The following is a 16,706-nucleotide window of genomic DNA, read 5'->3' on the forward strand; positions in this document are numbered from 1 at the left end:
AGCCTGCTCCGCCCGTACCTCGCTCGCCTCCGCCCCCTCCCGCACCCCATCCCCCGGCCACGCCCAGGGCTCAGCCCCCGGGGTCCGCGCCCGCACCGACCCCGACCGGCGCCGTACTCCGCGCGGGGCACTCCGGCGGAGGCTCGGTGGGCGTTCCCGGGGGCGTGAACGGGGGGTGGCGCGCACCATGGGGGCATGGCAGAGACGATGACCGACGCGCAATGGCGAGCTTTCGTCACGGAGGGCACCAGGACCGGGAAGGTGTCGACCGTGCGGGCGGACGGTGGACCGCATGTCGCCCCGGTGTGGTTCCTGCTCGACGGGGACGACGTGGTCTTCACGACCGACAAGCGGTCGGTGAAGGGGCGGAACCTGGCGCGGGACGGGCGGGTGGCGTTGTGCGTGGACGACGACCGTCCGCCGTACGCCTTCGCGGTGCTGCACGGGCGGGCGGTGCTCAGTGAGGATCCGGGGGAGCTGCGGGCGTGGGCCACCCGGATCGCCGCCCGCTACATGGGTGAGGAGAAGGCGGTGGAGTACGGGGAACGCAACGGTGTGCCGGGCGAGGTCCTGGTGCGGGTGCGGGTCGACAAGGTGACGGCGGTCGGTGGCGTGGCGGTTTGACGGGCCGGCCGGTCCTCACCGGCATCCGGTGGTCGTCCGACGCACGGCGCTTTGTCGACACGTCGATGGACGGCCCGGGGGTCAGCCGTTGCGGGGGGCGTACATGATGACGGCGACGCCGGCCAGGCAGATCAGGGCGCCCGCGATGTCGTACCGGTCGGGGCGGAAGCCGTCGGCGAGGACGCCCCAGAGCAGCGAGCCGGCGACGAAGACACCGCCGTAGGCGGCGAGGATGCGGCCGAAGGAGGCGTCGGGTTGGAGGGTGGCGACGAAGCCGTAGACACCGAGGGCGACCACCCCGGCGGCGGCCCAGGGCCAGCCGCGGTGTTCGCGGACCGCCTGCCAGATCAGCCAGGCGCCGCCGATCTCGCAGAGCGCGGCGAGGACGAACAGGGCGGCGGAGCGAAGGGTGATCATGCGACCATGATGCCCGCCGCGGGGCCGGCCCGGTCGTGCGGTCCGCGATCAGCGCAGGAAGGGGAGCCGCGAGTGAGGAACGACGATCCGGCGAGCGTCCGCGAGTTCTTCGCCGCCCGGGCGGACACCTGGGACACCAAGTATCCGGACGACACCCCGGCGTACGAGGCGGCCGTGGCCGAACTCGGGCTGCGGGCCGGGGAGTCGGCGCTCGACGCGGGGTGCGGCACGGGGCGGGCGCTGCCGGCGTTGCGGGCGGCGGTCGGAGCCTCGGGGCGGGTGATCGGGGCGGATCTGACCCCGGAGATGTTGCGGGTGGCGGCCAGGGCGGGGCGGGACCGGGCGGCGTTGCTGGTGGAGGCGGAGGCGGGGCGGCTGCCGTTGCGGGCGCGTTCGGTGGACGCCGTCTTCGCCGCCGGGCTGGTCCATCACCTGCCGGATCCGGCGGCCGGGTTGCGGGAGTTCGCGCGCGTGGCCCGGCCGGGGGCGCGGCTGGCCCTGTTCCATCCGCTGGGCCGGGCCGCGCTCGCCGCGCGGCGCGGTTACACGCTCACGCCGGACGACGTGCGGGACGAGCCCAATCTCCGTCCACTGCTGACCGGTTCGGGGTGGGAATTGAGCGTCTTCGACGACGGAGACGACCGTTACCTGGCGCTCGCGGTGCGGACCGCGGACTGAACGGACCGCGCGGACTGAACGGACCGCGCGGCGCCGTCCTCCGCCGCGTCAGCGATGGCGTGCACGAACGCCTCGGGGTTGTCGAACATCATGCAGTGTCCGGCCTCCGGAACGGTCTCCACCACCACGCCGGCCGCGCGGAGTCCGGTGGCGCCGGTGAGCGGTCCGCTCAGGGCGCCTTGGAGGTAGCGTCGCGGGATCTCCAGGTCGAGCAGGAGCCGGCGCATGGTGGGGTCGGTGGCACGGACCAGGTGGACCGCGGAACGGTGCAGCGCCACCGGGTCGGCGAGGCGCATCGTGGCCCGCCACCGCGGCCCGACGCCGGTCAGCACCGCGTCGAGTCCGGGGCCGCGGACGAACTCCTCCTCGCTCCACCGCGCGATGCCGGAGCTGCCGGGGCGCGGCGGGGTGCCGACGAGCCGGTCGAGGTTGGCCTCGGCCAGGACGAGCCGGCCCACCAGTGCGGGGTGGCGTGCCGCGAGCACGATGGCCACCGCGCCGCCCATGCTGTGGGCCACCAGTTCGGCGTTCCCGGCGCCGGCCGTGACCAGTGCGGCGGCCAGCGCGTCGGCGTGTTCCTCCAGGGTGTAGCCGAAGTCCCGGGGCCGGTCGCTGATCCCGAAGCCGGGCAGGTCGACGAAGACGACCGGCGGCCGGAGAGTGCCGGGTGGGCGGCGATGTGCGCGAAGTAGGGGGCGGACGCGGCCCCGAGTCCGTGGACGTAGACCCGGGCGGGCCCCTCCCCCGGCGCCTCGGTCCAGCGGATCCGGTCGCCCTGCTCGGTGAACGGCGTGTCGTACACGGTTCCTCCCCTTCCACCGGCGCCGGTTCCCGGTACGCGGCTCACGGACGTGAACGCGGGCAGGCCGGCGTCCGCGCCGAGCGATCCGCGCGTCCGGCGGGAAACCCACGCCTCGAAGACCCCTCGAATATACCTCGTCATCGATGTACCAACGTAGCGATGCATCAAAGCGATGCGACACAATGACCGGCGTGCTGGAGCTCGCGATTCTCGGATTCCTCTACGACGCCTCACTCCACGGGTACGACCTGCGGCGCCGTATCACGGCGCTGACCGGGCACGTCCGTCCGATCTCGGAGGGCACGCTGTATCCGGCGATCAAGCGGCTGGAGAAGGCGGGGCTGCTCCGGCGGGAGACGCAGCCGGGCGCCGCCGCGGCGCCCCGGCACATGCTGACGCTGACTCCGGCCGGACGCGCCGAACTACGGCACCGGCTCGCCGAACCCGTCGAGCAGGACATCACCGACGAGAACCGCTGGTTCGTCGTCCTGGCCTTCCTGCGCCACCTCGACGACGCCGCCGCGCAGGCGGCCGTGCTCCGCCGCCGGCTGGCCTTCCTGGAGCAGCCCAGCAGTTACTTCTACGAGGGCGGCCGGCCGCAGAACGCGGAGGAGTTCGACGACCCGTTCCGGCGCGGGGTGCTCGTCATCGCCCGCGCCACCTCGCAGACCGAACTGCGGTGGCTGCGCTCGACCATCGAGGAACTGGACGCCCAGGCCCCGCCCACGACCCCCTGACCCACGGCCCGTTCACGCGGGCCTCGGCCTCGTCCACGCAAGCCACGCCCCCCTCACGGCACGCCCCGCCCGCTACCGCACCGCCCCCGCCGCCTTCCGCGCCGCCACCAGCACCGGGTCCCACACCGGCGAGAACGGCGGGGCGTACCCCAGGTCCAGCGCCGTCATCTGCTCGACCGTCATGCCCGCCGTCAGCGCCACCGCGGCGACGTCGACCCGCTTGGCCGCGCCCTCGCGGCCCACGATCTGGACGCCGAGCAGCCTGCCGCTGCCGCGTTCGGCGAGCATCTTGACGGTCATCGGCGCCGCGCCCGGGTAGTAGCCGGCCCGGCTGGTGGATTCCACGACCGCGGTGACGTACCGCAGTCCGGCCGCCCGGGCCTGCGACTCCTTCAGCCCGGAGCGGGCGATCTCCACGTCGCAGACCTTGCTGACCGCGGTGCCCACCACCCCGGGGAACGTGGCGTAGTCGCCGCCGATGTTGGCCCCGATGACCAGGCCGTGCTTGTTGGCGTGGGTGCCGAGGGCGATGTGCTGGAGAGCGCCGGAGACGAGGTTGAGCACCTCGACGCAGTCGCCGCCGGCCCAGATCCCCTCGTGGCCGCGGACGCGTTGGGCACGGTCGGTGAGCAGGCCCCCCGCGTCGCCCAGCGGAAGTCCGGCGGCGCGGGCGAGTTCGGTGTCGGGACGGACGCCGAGGCCCAGGACGACGAGGTCGGCGGGGCGTTCGCCGGTGTCGGTGGCCACCGCGCGGACGCGTCCGTCGGGACCGGTGAGCACGGCGCGGGCCTCGGCGCCGGTGACCACCTCGATGCCCATGCCCTCCATGGCCTTGCGCACCAGCAGCCCCATGTCCGGGTCGAGGGTGGACATCGGCTGCTCGCCCCGGTCGAGGAGGGTCACCGACAGCCCCCGGCGGAGCATCGCCTCGGCCATCTCGACGCCGATGTAGCCGCCGCCGACCACCACCGCGCGGCGCACCCCGTCCCGTTCCAGGCCGCGCAGCACCGCCTCGCCGTCGCCCAGGGTCTGCACCCCGTACACGCCGGGCGCGTCGATGCCGGAGACCGGCGGGCGCACCGGCACCGCGCCGGTGGCGATGACGAGCTGGTCGAAGCGGTGCCACGCCTCGCCGCCGCCGTCCGCGTCCCGGGTGCGTACCCGGCGGCCGGCCACGTCGATCTCCGTGACCTCGGTGCCCAGCCGCAGGTCGATGCCACGGGACCGGTGTTCCTGCGCGGTACGGGCGACGAGGGCGTCGGCGCCGGAGACCTGGCCGCTGATCCAGTAGGGGATGCCGCAGGCGGAGTAGGAGGTGTGCCGGCCGCGTTCGAAGACCACGATCTCCAGGTCGTCCGGCCCTCTGCGGCGGCGTGCCTGGGAGGCGGCCGACATCCCTGTCGCGTCCGCCCCGATCACCACGAGTCGTTCCGCCGCCATCGGCCGTCTCCCCTCGTCCCGCCGCGAGGCGGTCGTCCGCCACCGCGCGCCCCTGTCGTACGCCTTCCGCCGCCACCCTGCCGCAACCGGGGCGCCGCGCGCGACGTGACAACCGGTGACACGCCTTCACGGCATCGGTACCGACGTCAGGAGCAACCGTGTTCCGTACCGTTCTCCGCACCTGCGCCGCGGTCGCCGCGGCCGGGGCGCTCGCGTGCGCCGCGCCGGCCGCCACCGCCGCGCCCCGGGCCGGGCAGGGCTCGCCGCAGTACACCGCCGCCGAGGTCCACCGGTTCCTTACCGGCTTCTACGGGCAGCACGGCCCCAGCGCGTACCGGCGGATCCATCAGGTGACCCCGGAGCTGCGGCGCCGGGCCGCCGGGACGACCGGGTACGACCTGCTGCTGTGCGCGCAGAACACGCCGCGCGGCATCGGTGTCGGCGAGGTCACCACCGCGGCGTCGGCGGGGCAGGGCTGGGCGACGGTGACCACGCGGTGGTCGGGTGGCGCGCGCCGTTCCTTCACCGCGTACGTGGGGCTGGACCGGCGGCAGCCGCTGCGGCTGAGCGGGATCGACTGCCGGCCGTGACGCCCGCGCCGAGCCGTCCGCCCCGCGTCCCCCGCCCGGCGGACGGCCCGGGCGCCCCCTACATCCTCGCCGCGAACGCCCCGACTCGCCCGCATACACCGGGACTTCACACATCCGCCAACCCGTGCGCTTGTCAGGTAAACGTCAAGTGAAGCCTCGTCGCAAGCCCTTCTGCCATCCGGTGCGCCGCCTTCACACTGACGGACATGCGACTGAATCTACGCGCGTGGCGCTCCCGTGGTCCGGCGGTGCTCCTCGCCGGGGCGATCGCCCTCGGCCCCGCCACCGTGCTGGCCGCCACGGCTCAGGCAGCCACCCCCACGACAGCCTCCTCCGCCGCCCTGCGCCCGGCGGTGACCGTCCACCCCGCCTCCGTCGGCAGCGTCTGCCAGTCGGCGCTGCCCAGCCAGGCGGACGACACCCTCGACCTGATCGCCCAGGGCGGACCGTTCCCGTACGCCAAGGACGGCGAGGTCTTCTACAACAACGAGGACGTGCTCCCCAGCGAGCCGACCGGCTACTACCACGCCTACACGGTGAAGACCCCCGGCGTGAGCACGCGCGGCGCCCGCCGGATCGTCACCGCCGACGACGGCACGGACTACTACACCGCCGACCACTACTCGACGTTCCAGGTGATCGACTTCAGCTGCTGAGCCCGTCTCGGCCCGCCGCGGCGGGGTGCCCCGCCGGGCACCCCGCCGTCGCCGTTCACCGGTCGGCGACGAGCTTGCCGGCCACGCCCCAGCTCTCGGCCGGGGTCTCCTGGAACCACACGTAGACGGTCTCGGCCGGGATCTGGTACGCGTCCACGAAGGCGTCGGTGATCCGGCGGACCAGGTCGCGCTTGAGCTCGACGGTGCGCGGACCCTGCTGGATGGTGACGTTCGGCATGGTGTCCTCCCAACTCCCCGGCGGCTCCCGGCGGTTCCGGGCCGCTCACCGGCATGACCCAAGTCCATCGCGGCCGGCCCGGACGGCCAAGGCGCATCCGGCTCTCGCAGCGATCAGCCGAGGTGATCGCCGAGGGCGGCCAGGGCACCCCCGGCGCGGACGTCGGCGCACGCGGCCAGCAGCTCCCGGGTCCCCGGGGCCGGATCGGCGCGGTGCACCGCGAGCGCCGTGGTGATGGTGAGCCCGGGCGGGCCGAACGGTACGAAGGCCACCCGGGAGACCCGCAGCCGGGCGGCGTGGGCGGCGTAGACCACCGTCCACATCGGGGTGCCGGCGCCGATCGCGGCGAGGGTGTCCTCCAGCGTGCTGGCCGGCGGGCCGGGGATCGGCTCGAACCCGGCCTCCCGGCAGGCGGTGAGCACCAGGTCGACCAGCGGCGGGTTGTTGCGGCGCGGCGTCAACCGCAGCGGCAGCGCGGCCAGTTCGGCGAGGGACACCCGCGCGCGGCCGGCCACCGGGTGCCCGGCCGGCACCACGGCCACCAGCGGCTCCTGCCAGACCGGCACCACGCGCAGCCGCGGGTCCTCGTCCTGCTCACCGCGGACGAAGGCGGCGTCGAGGCGGCCGGTGGCGACCTGTTCGAGCCGGTCTCGGGTGGGCGGATGGACCAGCTCCACCCCGGTGTCCGGGGCGTGCCGGGAGAGCGCGTCCAGCACGGCGTCGAGGTGGCCGCCCATGCCCGTGCTGGTGCCGACGCGCAGCGTACGGCCCGGCCCGGCGGCCTGGCGGGTGACGACGGCGCGGGCCCGTTCGGCGGCGGCCAGTACGGCGCGGGCCTCGGGGAGCAGCCGTTCGCCGGCCGGGGTGAGGCGCACATGACGCGGTGAACGGTCGAAGAGGTCGACGCCCAGCTCCCGTTCCAGCCGCCGTATCACCTGGCTGACCGCGGGCTGGCCGATGTGCAGCCGCTCGGCGGCCCGGCCGAAGTGGAGTTCTTCGGCGACGGCGGTGAAGTACGCGAACTGGCGCAGTTCCACGGGGGTTTCCTCGGCCTTCCTGCGGTACGGGCACGGTGCCCTGGCACGGTACGCGGCGGCCGGACGCCATGGTGGTGCGGGGCGGTCGGCGCGGGTCTGCTTGGATGGCGCCATGGCTGCCCAAGGACGCTCGGCGGACGAGCTGCTGGACATCGTGGACGAACACGACCGCGTCATCGGCCAGGCGCCGCGCGGTGAGGCGTACGCCCGACGGCTGCGCCACCGCTCGGTGTTCGTGCTGGCCCGGGACCCCGAGGGCCGGATCTTCGTGCACCGGCGCACCGCGGAGAAACTGGTCTTCCCCTCGCGTTACGACATGTTCGTCGGCGGGGTGGTCGGCGCCGGCGAGGGGTACGACGAGGCGGCGCTGCGCGAGGCCGAGGAGGAACTGGGCGTCACCGGGCTCCCGCGGCCCGTCCCGGTGCTGTCGTTCCTGTACGAGTCCTCGGAGCACTCCTGGTGGTCGCGGGTGTACGAGGTGGAGTGCGCGCTGCCGGTGCGTCCGCAGGTGGAGGAGGTCGCCTGGCACGCCTTCCTCACCGAGGAGGAGCTGGCGGGCAGGCTGGACGAGTGGCCGTGGGTGCCGGACGGGCTGGAGGCGTACCGGCGGCTGCGGGAGCTGCGCTGAGGCCGACGCGAACGTGTGACGCCACGCCGGCCCCGGTGACGGTCAGCCGGCGGACTCCTCCGCGGCGCGCAGCCCGTGGTCCCACTTCTCCTCGATGCGGGCGAACTTCCACACCGCGAGCGCCACGATCCAGGTGACGGCGAAGAGTCCGACGATCCAGAAGCCGACGGTGTTGAGGTCGACGCCGGAGACCGCGTCCCAGAATCCGCCGGTGAGCGAGAGCTTGTCGGCGAGGATGCCGAGGAGTTCGATGCCGCCGATGATCAGGGCCACCGCGATCGACAGCCCGGTGATGGTGAGGTTGTAGTAGACCTTGCGCACCGGCTTGGAGAACGCCCAGCCGTAGGCGAAGTTCATGAACGAGCCGTCGATGGTGTCCAGCAGCGACATGCCCGCGGCGAAGAGCACCGGCAGGCACAGGATGGCGTACCAGGGCAGGCCGGAGGCGACCGATCCGGCGGCCAGCACCAGCAGGCTGATCTCGGTGACGGTGTCGAAGCCGAGGCCGAACAGGATGCCGAGCGGGTACATCTGCCAGGGCTTGCGGATGGCGCGGGTGGCCCGGCCGAGGACGCGGTTGAGCAGGCCGCGGCTGTTGAGCTGCTCCTCCAGGGCGGCCTCGTCGTACTCGCCGCGCCGCATGTCGCGGAAGACCTTGAGCAGGTTGCCGAGGATGACGAGGTTGATGGCGGCGATCAGGACGAGGAAGCAGCCGGAGACCAGGGTGCCGATGAGGCCGCCGACCTGGTGGAGCCGGGAGTTGTCGTCGGACAGCCCGGTGCCGACCGCCTTGACCCCGAGGGCCAGCAGGAAGGTGAGGCCGAAGACCACCGAGGAGTGGCCCAGGGAGAACCAGAAGCCGACCGACAGCGGTCGCTTGCCGTCGCTCATCAGCTTGCGGGTGGTGTTGTCGATGGCCGCGATGTGGTCGGCGTCGAAGGCGTGCCGCATCCCGAGGGTGTAGGCGGTCAGCCCGGTGCCGAAGCCGAACGCCCCGCCGGACAGGCGGTAGTGCCCGGGGACGACCAGCAGCCCGAGGATGCCGAAGCCGACCACGTGCAGCAGTGCGATGAAGGCGCCCATGCCGCCGAGGCGTCCCCACTCGGCGCGCGTCAGGGAGCGGCGTTTCCGGTCGGCGGCCGGCGTGCTCGGTGCTTCGGTCACAGCCACGGGCGGGCTCCCCCTGGGTCGTACGGGCAGTTGTTCGTAATTGCACTTTACTCGCAACAGCGAGCCGCCCGCACCCCCGCGTACTCCGCCGATCGCCCAGGTCACGGCGGTGGCGCCGGTTGCGTCAGGGGGCCAGGACGTCCAGCTCGCGCAGGGCGCCCACGCAGATCTCGCGCATCAGCCGCTCGGCCCCGCCGGCGTCCCGGGCCCGTACGGCCTCGGCCACCCGGACGTGCAGGGTGACCGCCTCGGGGTCGGGGGCGCTGAACATCACGTGGTGCTCGGTGCGGCCGGTGAGCACCTCGGCGACCACGTCACCGAGGCGGGCGAACATCTCGTTCCCCGACGCGGCGAGCATCAGGCGGTGGAACGCCACGTCGTGCACGAGGTATTCGGCGAGGTCGGCGGCGCGGGCGGCGGCGGCCATCTCGGCGGCGAGCACGGTGAGCCGGGCGCACTGCTCGGGCGCGGCGGCACCGGCGGCGAGCCCGGCGGCCACCGGCTCGACGGCGGTGCGCAGCATGGTCAGCGAACGCAGCTGCCGCGGCCGGTCGGCGCCGGCCAGCCGCCAGCGGATGACGGCCGGGTCGAAGACGTTCCACTCCTCGGTGCGCCGCACCCGTACCCCGACCCGGCGGCGGCTCTCCACCAGGTGCATCGCCTCCAGCACCCGGACCGCCTCGCGGACGACGGTGCGCGAGACGCCGTAGTGGCGCTCCAACTCGTCGATCCGCAGGATGGCGCCCGGAGGGTACTCGCCGGAGGCGATGGCGGGGCCGAGTTCCGCCAGCACACGGGCGTGGAGGCCGCCGGAGGGGGCAGCTGGGTCTTCGGGCACGGGCATGGACGACAGCCTATGCGCAGGGCATGTCGTATGACTTTTATGTCACAAGCTCTTGAATAAGTAGTACCTATGACGTTTATTGAGTGCGTCGTTCGGACGAGGAGGTACCAACGCCATGACCGCGGAAGATCCGCAGCCCGAATCCGGTTCCCCGGCCGCCTCCGGCCCCCGGCCGCGCTCCACCGCCCCGGTGGTCGTGGTGATGGGGGTCTCCGGTTCGGGGAAGTCCACGGTGGGCGGGCTGCTGGCGGAGCGGCTCGGCGTGCCGTACGCCGAGGCGGACGACTTCCACCCGCCGGCCAACATCGCCAAGATGTCGGCCGGTCACCCGCTGGACGACGCCGACCGGGCGCCGTGGCTCAACTCCATCGCGGAGTGGATCGCCCGGCACAACGGTGACGGCGGCGTGGTCACCTGCTCGGCGCTGAAGCGGCGCTACCGGGACCGGCTGCGCGAGGCCGCGCCCGGGCTGTTCTTCCTCCACCTCGACGGCTCGGCCGAGCTGATAGCGGCCCGCCTCCAGGCGCGGATGGAGCACTTCATGCCGCCGGAGCTGCTGCGTTCGCAGTTGGACGCGCTGGAGCCGCTGGAGCCGGACGAGGCCGGGGCCGTCATCCCGATCGACGGCGGCCCGCGGGAGACCACCGACCGGGCGCTGGCCGCCCTGCCGCGCTGACCCCGGCCCGCCACCACCCGTCCACCCGTCCGCCTCGTCCGCCCGGCGGCCCCGGCACCGGCGCCGGCCCGGCCGCCGGAGCGGACGTGACCGCACCCGTCCCGGTGCGTCCTCACCCACCCCCCTCACCCACGGAGTTGTGACATGCCCGCACTCAGCGTCGAGCTGCTGGCCGCCGCCCCGGCACCACCACCGATCACCCACGCCGGTGATCTCCAGCTGGGCATCGCCGCGCTGGTCGGGATCGCCGTCATCGTGCTGCTGATCACCCGCTGGAAGATGCACGCCTTCCTGGCGCTGACGATCGGCTCCGGGGTGCTCGGCGTCGTCGCGGGTGCCCCGCTGGCGGCCACCATCACCAGCTTCACCACCGGGCTGGGCTCCACGGTGGCCGGGGTGGGCGTGCTCATCGCGCTCGGCGCGATCCTGGGCAAGCTGCTCGCCGACTCCGGGGGCGCCGACCAGATCGTGGACACCATCCTGGCCCGCGCCGGGGAGCGCCGACTGCCGTGGGCGATGACGCTGATCGCGGCGCTCATCGGGCTGCCGCTCTTCTTCGAGGTCGGCATCGTGCTGCTGATCCCGGTGGTGCTGCTGGCGGCCCGGCGCGGCAACCAGTCGCTGATGCGGATCGGAGTGCCGGCGCTGGCCGGGCTGTCGGTGATGCACGGCCTCGTCCCGCCGCACCCGGGGCCGCTGGCGGCGGTGGCCGCGATCCACGCCAACCTGGGGACCACGCTCGCGCTGGGGGTGCTGGTGGCGATCCCGACGGTGATCATCGCCGGTCCGCTCTACGGGCGGATCGCGGACCGGTGGGTCAAGGTGACCCCGCCGGACCGGATGACCCCGGCGCGTGCCTCCGACGACCTCCAGCGGCGTCCGGGGTTCGCGGCCACCGTCGCCACGGTGCTGCTGCCGGTGGTGATGATGCTCGCCAAGGCGCTGGTGGACGTCCTGGTCAAGGATGAACACAGCACCGTCTACCGGGTCTTCGACGTGATCGGCACGCCGGTGGTGGCGCTGCTGGCGGCGGTGGTCGTCGCGATGTTCACGCTGGGCCGGCCGGCCGGCTTCGGCAAGGAGCGGATCTCCTCGACGGTGGAGGCGGCGCTGGGGCCGATCGCCGGGATCGTGCTGATCGTGGGCGCGGGCGGCGGCTTCAAGCAGGTGCTGGTGGACGCAGGGGTAGGCCGGATGATCCTGGGCTGGTCGCACGGGTGGCACATCTCGCCGCTGCTGCTGGCGTGGCTGATCGCGGTGCTGATCCGGGTGGCCACCGGTTCGGCGACGGTGGCCACCATCTCGGCGGCCGGACTGGTGGCCCCGCTGGCGGCCGACATGAGCACCACGCACAGCGCGCTGCTGGTGCTGGCGGTGGGCACCGGCTCGCTCTTCTTCTCGCACGTCAACGACGCCGGGTTCTGGCTGGTCCAGGAGTACTTCGGGATGTCGGTCCCGCAGACCCTGAAGTCCTGGTCGGTGATGGAGACGGTGATCTCGGTGGTGGGCCTGGTGTTCATCATGGGGCTGTCGCTGGTGCTGTGAGGCGGACGGTGACCGCGGTGGGTGCCGCCCGCCGCGGTCACCAGCGCGGCAGGTCCGGTACGGCCCAGCCGGGGTCCGCGGCCCGCATCGCGGCGGCGTCGTCCCGGTCGCGCAGGGTGCCGTCGTCGGCGAGCCACCGCCGGTGCAGGGCGGCGAGAGCGGCGCGGTCGAGGTCGACGCCGAGCCCGGGGGCGTCGCCGACGGTGAGCGCTCCGCCGGTGAAGACGTGGCGTTCGGTGACGACGTCCTCGGTGAGCCACGGGTAGTGCGTGTCGCAGGAGTGGTCCAGGCCGGGCAGGGTCGCGGCGACGTGGGTCGTCGCGGCCAGGCTGATGCCCAGGTGGGTGTTGGAGTGCATGGACACCCCGACGCCGTGGGTGCGGCAGATCGCGGCCAGGTGCTGGGTGTTGCGCAGGCCGCCCCAGTAGTGGTGGTCGCACAGGACGATCGCCACCGCCCGGCGGGCGAACGCCTCGGGGATCTCGGCGAACGTGGTGACGCACATGTTGGTGGCCAGCGGCACCTCGGTGGCCGCGGCCACCCGCGCCATCCGTTCCGTGGTGTCCGTCGGGTCCTCCAGGTACTCCAGGACCCCGGCCAGCTCCCGGGCCACCCGCAGCGACGTCTCCACCGACCAGGCGCCGTTGGGGTCCAGCCGCAGCGGGCTGCCGGGGAACGCCTCGGCGAGCGCGCGGACCGCGGCGACCTCCCGGTCGGGCGGGAGGACGCCGCCCTTGAGCTTGAACGAGGTGAAGCCGTGGTCGCGGACGAACCGGCGGGCCTGGGCGACGATCCCGGCCGGGTCGAGGGCGGCACCCCAGTCGTCCACCGGGCCGCCGCCGGGGTGCCCGGCCCACCGGTGGAACAGGTAGGCGCTGTAGTCGACGGTGTCGCGGACCTTGCCGCCGAGCAGCGCGTGCACCGGCAGCCCCACCGTGCGGCCCAGCGCGTCGAGCAGGGCCACCTCGAAGGCGGAGACCACCGACAGGCGCAGCTTGCCGGCCGTGCGCACGCCGCGCAGTCCGCCGCCGCCCGCCCCGTCCGCCGCCCCGCCGCACACCCGCTCGGCGAGCCCGGCGAGCCCGTTCACCTCGGTGACCGGCCGCCCGCGCAGCGTCCGGGCCAGCGGTCGCGCCGCCGCCAGATACCCGCGGTCCCCGTACGTCTCCCCCAGGCCGCTCACCCCGTCCTCGGTCACCACCTCCACCACCAGCCGTGGTGTGTACGGCTGGTGGACCCCCTGGACGTTGAGGAGCGGCGCGTCGGCGACGAGCACCGGCGTCAGCCGTACCTCGGCGATGGTCACACCCCGCGGTGCCCGCACGGGATCCCGCCTCTCGGGTCGGTGGTGGACGGTCACATGTGCGTGCCGCCGTCGATGCGGATCTCGGTGCCGGTGATGAAGGCGCCGTCGTCGGAGGCGAGCATGGCGACCACGCCGGCCACGGTCTGCGGCGGGGCGAAGCCGTCGCCGATCGCCGGGGCGAGTTTGGCCAGCAGGGACCAGTCGGCGTCGGCGGGGAGTTTGGGGTCGGCGGTCATGGCCGACCGGATGGAGCCCGGCGCGACGCAGGCGGCCCGCAGGCCCTGCTTGCTGTACTCCAGGGCGAGGGCGTGGGTGAAGGACTGGATGCCGCCCTTGCTGGCGGAGTAGGCGGCCATGTAGGGGTGGGCGAAGGAGGCCGAGGTGGAGCTGAAGTTGACCACCACGCCGCGTCCGGTCTCCAGCAGGGCGGGCAGCGCGGCCCGGGTGACCAGGAAGGTGCCGGTGAGGTTGGTGCCGATGATCGTGTTCCACAGCTCCAGCGACGTCTCGTGGGTGTGCGAGCCGCGCAGGATCCCGGCCGCGTTCACCAGGACGTCCAGCCCGCCGAGGCCGGGTATCGCCGCGCCGACGACCTCCTGGACGGAGCGTTCGTCGGAGACGTCGAGGACGGCGGTGGTCAGGCGGGCGGCGTGGCCGGCGTCGGCGGCGCGGGCCGCGGTCGCCTTGAGGCCGTCCTCGTCGATGTCGGCGCCGACGACGACGGCGCCCTCGTCGAGCAGCCGTGCCACGGTGGCCTGCCCGATGCCCGAGCCCGCCCCGGTGACCAGCGCCTTGCGCCCGTCGAAACGGTTCATCACGCTCCCATTCCTCCAGTATTGTGCCGATCTTGGTGAGCGGCCGTGACGAAGGTAGCGGATACCGCCGCGACTGAGAACACGTTCCAGGAATGTTCCCGGCGGCGGCGCCCTCTGGACGGCATACCGACTGGTCGGCATGATGGCCTGGTGAACGCGATCCGAGCTCTGAGGAGCAGCGCATGGAGGACACCGTGAAGCCGGCCCCGGGCGCGGCCGGGCAGCCCGTACCGGACGGCGGCGACCCGCCGGGGCTCGACCTGGTCCGGCTCCGCGCCCACCTGGACGCCGAGCGCCCCGGACTGGTCGCCGGGGAGCTGACCGCCCGGCTGATCGAGGGCGGCCGGTCCAACCTCACGTACGCGGTGACCGACGGCACCGCGCGCTGGGTGGTCCGCCGCCCGCCGCTGGGCCACGTCCTGGCCACCGCGCACGACATGGGCCGCGAGTTCACGGTCATCAGCGCGCTCCACCCGACCGCCGTCCCGGTCCCCGAGCCGGTGCTGCTCTGCCAGGACGAGGAGGTGCTCGGCGCGCCGTTCTACGTCATGGAGTTCGTGGACGGCACCGCCTACCGCACCGCCGGCCAGCTCGCCGCCCTCGGCCCGGAGCGCACCCGGGAGGTGGTGCTGGGGCTGGTGGACACCCTGGTGGAGCTGCACGCGGTGGCTCCGGAGGCGGCCGGGCTGGCCGGCTTCGGACGCCCGGAGGGCTTCCTGGAGCGGCAGTTGCGGCGCTGGGGCAAGCAACTGGCCGCCTCCCGCAGCCGCGACCTGCCCGGCATCGACGCGCTCCAGGCCGCGCTCGGCGCCGCGCTGCCCGCCTCCCCCGAGCCCACCGTGGTGCACGGCGACTACCGGCTGGACAACGTGCTGATCGGCACCGACGGCGCGGTGCGGGCGGTGCTCGACTGGGAGATGTCCACCCTCGGCGACCCCCTCACCGACCTGGGCCTGCTGGCCATGTACAGCGCGCCGCTGCCGATCGCGGACTCCCCGGTCTCCACCGCGGGCGACGCCCCCGGCCACCCCTCGCCGGCCGAGCTGGTCGAGCGCTACGCGGAGCGTTCCGGCCGCGACACCTCGGCGATCTCCTGGTACACCGCCTTCGCCTACTTCAAGCTCGCGGTGATCCTGGAGGGCATCCACTACCGCTTCACCCTCGGCCGGACCGTGGGCGCCGGCTTCGACCGGATCGGGCAGCTCGTCCCGGTCTTCATCGAGCGCGGCCTGACCATCCTCGACAAGGAGCTGTGACGCCATGGAGTTCGGATACGACGCCCGTACCGAGGAGTTGCGCGGCAGGCTGCTGGCCTTCATGGACGAGCACGTGCTGCCGGCCGAGCCGGTCTTCGCCGAGCAGCGGGCCGCGGCGGCCGACCCCTGGTCGCCGCCGCCGGTGGTCGAGGAGCTGAAGGCCGAGGCCCGGTCGCGGGGCCTGTGGAACCTGTTCCTGCCCGGTGAACGGGGGGCCGGGCTGACCAATCTCCAGTACGCACCGCTCGCCGAGATCACCGGCCGCAGCCCGCATCTGGCGCCGCCCGCCCTCAACTGCGCGGCGCCGGACACCGGGAACATGGAGGTGCTCAACGAGTTCGGCACCGAGGCGCAGCGCAAGCAGTGGCTCAACCCGCTGCTGGCCGGGGAGATCCGCTCCGCGTTCGCCATGACCGAGCCCGACGTGGCCTCCTCGGACGCCACCAACATCGAGACCCGGATCGAGCGCGACGGCGACTCCTACGTCATCAACGGTCGCAAGTGGTACATCTCGGGCGCGATGAACCCGGCCTGCGCGATCTTCATCGTGATGGGCAAGACCGATCCGTCGGCCGAACGCCACCGGCAGCAGAGCATGGTGCTGGTCCCCCGTGACACCCCCGGGGTCGAAGTCCGGCGCGGGATGCGGGTGTTCGGGTACGACGACGGCGACCACGGGGGCCACGCCGAGGTGGTCTTCACCGACGTGCGGGTGCCGGTGGAGAACCTGATCGGCGAGGAGGGCGGCGGCTTCGCCATCGCGCAGGCCAGGCTCGGGCCGGGCCGCATCCACCACTGCATGCGGCTGCTGGGGATGGCCGAGCGGGCGCTGGAGCTGATGTGCCGGCGGGTGGTGGCGCGTACCGCGTTCGGCAGGCCGCTGGCGGCGCAGGGCGTGATCCGGGAGTGGATCGCCGAGGCCCGGGTGGAGATCGAGCAGTTGCGGCTGCTGGTGCTGAAGACCGCGTGGCTGATGGACACCGTCGGCAACCGCGGCGCGCACACCGAGATCCAGGCCATCAAGATCGCTACCCCGGCCGCGGTGCAGCGCATCATCGACCGGGCGATCCAGGCGCACGGCGCCGGCGGGGTCAGCCAGGACTTCCCGCTGGCCGAACTGTGGGCGGCGGCCCGCACGTTGCGCCTGGCGGACGGCCCGGACGAGGTGCACAAGCGCTCGCTGGCCCGCCGCGAACTGCGCAAGTACGCCTGACCCGGCGGCGATACGGAAGGCGCCCGGCCCGCAC

Annotated in this window: 18 protein-coding genes and 1 pseudogene; 10 read left to right on the forward strand and 9 right to left on the reverse strand. The window is 73.7% G+C overall.

Going from position 1 to position 16,706, the window contains the following annotated elements:
• Positions 1-195: 195 nt before the first annotated feature.
• Positions 196-624: a PPOX class F420-dependent oxidoreductase gene (locus SCATT_RS03980; protein WP_041824409.1), complete on the forward strand. Its 429-nt coding sequence runs from the start codon at positions 196-198 to the stop codon at positions 622-624.
• Between the two features lie 81 nt (positions 625-705).
• Here the strand turns inward: SCATT_RS03980 and SCATT_RS03985 are convergent, their stop codons facing one another.
• Positions 706-1,041: a YnfA family protein gene (locus tag SCATT_RS03985; RefSeq protein ID WP_014141648.1), complete on the reverse strand. Its 336-nt coding sequence runs from the start codon at positions 1,039-1,041 to the stop codon at positions 706-708.
• Positions 1,042-1,113: 72 nt separating this feature from the next.
• Between SCATT_RS03985 and SCATT_RS03990 the strand changes: the two genes are divergently transcribed.
• Positions 1,114-1,719, forward strand: coding sequence for a class I SAM-dependent methyltransferase (locus SCATT_RS03990; RefSeq protein ID WP_014141649.1), 606 nt, complete (start codon positions 1,114-1,116; stop codon positions 1,717-1,719).
• On the opposite strand, the pseudogene SCATT_RS03995 reads toward SCATT_RS03990, so the two are convergent.
• Positions 1,686-2,521, reverse strand: a pseudogene (locus SCATT_RS03995) (alpha/beta fold hydrolase). The gene SCATT_RS03990 and the pseudogene SCATT_RS03995 sit on opposite strands and share 34 nt — an antisense overlap.
• Positions 2,522-2,712: 191 nt before the next feature.
• On the opposite strand from SCATT_RS03995, the gene SCATT_RS04000 reads away from it, so the two are divergent.
• The gene (locus SCATT_RS04000) at positions 2,713-3,258 is read left to right on the forward strand and encodes a PadR family transcriptional regulator (RefSeq protein ID WP_173405622.1); all 546 of its coding nucleotides are present in this window, start codon (positions 2,713-2,715) and stop codon (positions 3,256-3,258) included.
• 72 nt (positions 3,259-3,330) lie between these two features.
• On the opposite strand, the gene SCATT_RS04005 is transcribed toward SCATT_RS04000, so the two are convergent.
• Positions 3,331-4,698 (reverse strand): FAD-dependent oxidoreductase, encoded by a 1,368-nt coding sequence (locus tag SCATT_RS04005; protein WP_014141652.1) that lies wholly within the window; start codon positions 4,696-4,698, stop codon positions 3,331-3,333.
• 158 nt (positions 4,699-4,856) lie between these two features.
• Here SCATT_RS04005 and SCATT_RS04010 point away from each other — a divergent pair, with 158 nt between their 5' ends.
• Both SCATT_RS04010 and SCATT_RS04015 read left to right on the forward strand, forming a co-directional pair.
• On the forward strand, positions 4,857-5,288 hold the full coding sequence (locus SCATT_RS04010; protein WP_014141653.1) for a hypothetical protein: 432 nt from the start codon (positions 4,857-4,859) through the stop codon (positions 5,286-5,288).
• Positions 5,289-5,494: 206 nt separating this feature from the next.
• Positions 5,495-5,944 carry a guanyl-specific ribonuclease gene (locus tag SCATT_RS04015; RefSeq protein WP_202446603.1) on the forward strand — a complete coding sequence of 150 codons (450 nt, stop codon included), beginning with the start codon at positions 5,495-5,497 and terminating at the stop codon, positions 5,942-5,944.
• Positions 5,945-5,999: 55 nt separating this feature from the next.
• Here SCATT_RS04015 and dmpI read toward each other — a convergent pair whose 3' ends face one another.
• Both dmpI and SCATT_RS04025 read right to left on the reverse strand, forming a co-directional pair.
• Entirely contained in the window at positions 6,000-6,182 is a 183-nt protein-coding gene (gene dmpI, locus SCATT_RS04020; RefSeq protein ID WP_014141655.1) for a 4-oxalocrotonate tautomerase DmpI, read from the reverse strand.
• 113 nt (positions 6,183-6,295) lie between these two features.
• Entirely contained in the window at positions 6,296-7,219 is a 924-nt protein-coding gene (locus tag SCATT_RS04025; RefSeq protein ID WP_014141656.1) for a LysR family transcriptional regulator, read from the reverse strand.
• Between the two features lie 112 nt (positions 7,220-7,331).
• Here SCATT_RS04025 and SCATT_RS04030 point away from each other — a divergent pair, with 112 nt between their 5' ends.
• Positions 7,332-7,847 (forward strand): NUDIX domain-containing protein, encoded by a 516-nt coding sequence (locus tag SCATT_RS04030; RefSeq protein WP_014141657.1) that lies wholly within the window; start codon positions 7,332-7,334, stop codon positions 7,845-7,847.
• 42 nt (positions 7,848-7,889) lie between these two features.
• Here SCATT_RS04030 and nicT read toward each other — a convergent pair whose 3' ends face one another.
• Together nicT and SCATT_RS04040 are read right to left on the reverse strand one after the other, a co-directional pair.
• Complete coding sequence (gene nicT / locus SCATT_RS04035) at positions 7,890-9,017, reverse strand: Nickel transporter NicT (RefSeq protein WP_014141658.1); 1,128 nt, start codon at positions 9,015-9,017, stop codon at positions 7,890-7,892.
• Positions 9,018-9,141: 124 nt separating this feature from the next.
• Complete coding sequence (locus SCATT_RS04040; protein WP_014141659.1) at positions 9,142-9,861, reverse strand: FadR/GntR family transcriptional regulator; 720 nt, start codon at positions 9,859-9,861, stop codon at positions 9,142-9,144.
• A 115-nt stretch (positions 9,862-9,976) separates the two neighbouring features.
• Here SCATT_RS04040 and SCATT_RS04045 point away from each other — a divergent pair, with 115 nt between their 5' ends.
• Both SCATT_RS04045 and SCATT_RS04050 read left to right on the forward strand, forming a co-directional pair.
• Entirely contained in the window at positions 9,977-10,537 is a 561-nt protein-coding gene (locus SCATT_RS04045; protein ID WP_014141660.1) for a gluconokinase, read from the forward strand.
• Positions 10,538-10,681: 144 nt separating this feature from the next.
• The gene (locus SCATT_RS04050) at positions 10,682-12,082 is read left to right on the forward strand and encodes a GntT/GntP/DsdX family permease (protein WP_014141661.1); all 1,401 of its coding nucleotides are present in this window, start codon (positions 10,682-10,684) and stop codon (positions 12,080-12,082) included.
• Positions 12,083-12,119: 37 nt separating this feature from the next.
• On the opposite strand, the gene SCATT_RS04055 is transcribed toward SCATT_RS04050, so the two are convergent.
• Both SCATT_RS04055 and SCATT_RS04060 read right to left on the reverse strand, forming a co-directional pair.
• Positions 12,120-13,406: an enolase C-terminal domain-like protein gene (locus tag SCATT_RS04055; RefSeq protein WP_014141662.1), complete on the reverse strand. Its 1,287-nt coding sequence runs from the start codon at positions 13,404-13,406 to the stop codon at positions 12,120-12,122.
• Between the two features lie 32 nt (positions 13,407-13,438).
• A complete protein-coding gene (locus SCATT_RS04060) occupies positions 13,439-14,203 on the reverse strand; it encodes an SDR family NAD(P)-dependent oxidoreductase (protein WP_041824412.1) in 765 nt (254 codons plus the stop codon).
• Positions 14,204-14,385: 182 nt separating this feature from the next.
• Here SCATT_RS04060 and SCATT_RS04065 point away from each other — a divergent pair, with 182 nt between their 5' ends.
• Together SCATT_RS04065 and SCATT_RS04070 are read left to right on the forward strand one after the other, a co-directional pair.
• The gene (locus SCATT_RS04065; protein WP_014141664.1) at positions 14,386-15,459 is read left to right on the forward strand and encodes a phosphotransferase family protein; all 1,074 of its coding nucleotides are present in this window, start codon (positions 14,386-14,388) and stop codon (positions 15,457-15,459) included.
• A 4-nt stretch (positions 15,460-15,463) separates the two neighbouring features.
• The gene (locus SCATT_RS04070; RefSeq protein WP_014141665.1) at positions 15,464-16,672 is read left to right on the forward strand and encodes an acyl-CoA dehydrogenase family protein; all 1,209 of its coding nucleotides are present in this window, start codon (positions 15,464-15,466) and stop codon (positions 16,670-16,672) included.
• The last annotated feature ends 34 nt before the right edge of the window (positions 16,673-16,706 follow it).

Source organism: Streptantibioticus cattleyicolor NRRL 8057 = DSM 46488 (genome assembly GCF_000240165.1).
GTDB classification, from domain to species: domain Bacteria; phylum Actinomycetota; class Actinomycetes; order Streptomycetales; family Streptomycetaceae; genus Streptantibioticus; species Streptantibioticus cattleyicolor.